The sequence below is a fragment of the Vibrio sp. 2304 genome (assembly GCF_033339475.1).
GTDB lineage: Bacteria > Pseudomonadota > Gammaproteobacteria > Enterobacterales > Vibrionaceae > Vibrio > Vibrio alginolyticus.
Genome location: NZ_JAWOUQ010000088.1, coordinates 1 through 588, shown reverse-complemented (window position 1 = coordinate 588; position 588 = coordinate 1). Strand labels below are relative to the sequence as shown.

Below are 588 nucleotides of genomic sequence, written 5' to 3'. Positions count from 1 at the left end.
TTTTGAAGCTGCCAATGACGCGCCACTTAACATCATCGCCTGTGAAAATATGGTGCGTGGCACTACGCACCTAAAAGGTGAAGTTTACAAACACTTAGATAAATCATTGCATGCAAAAGCAGACGAGTTCGTTGGCTTTGTTGATTCCGCTGTCGATCGCATCGTGCCACCAGCAGAAGCCGCCAACGATGACCCATTGGAAGTGACGGTTGAAAGCTTCAGCGAATGGATTGTCGATAAAACGCAGTTCAAAGGCGCACTGCCGAACATCCCAGGCATGGAGTTAACCGACAACCTGATGGCATTTGTCGAACGTAAACTCTTCACCCTGAACACGGGTCATGCTATAACCGCGTACCTCGGAAAACTGGCCGGTCATCAGACCATTCGTGACGCGATTCTCGACGAGAAAATCCGCGCAGTGGTAAAAGGTGCGATGGAAGAGAGCGGCGCGGTACTGATCAAACGCTATGGTTTTGATGCAGCAAAACATGCGGCATACATTCAGAAAATCCTCGGTCGCTTTGAAAACCCGTATCTGAAAGATGACGTTGAGCGCGTGGGTCGTCAGCCGCTGCGTAAGCTGAG

1 protein-coding gene is annotated in these 588 nt (G+C 50.2%); it reads left to right on the top strand.

Annotated elements, in window-relative coordinates:
* On the top strand, nucleotides 1–588 hold a 588-nt coding region (locus tag R7P64_RS24400; protein WP_318124197.1), incomplete at both ends, for a mannitol-1-phosphate 5-dehydrogenase.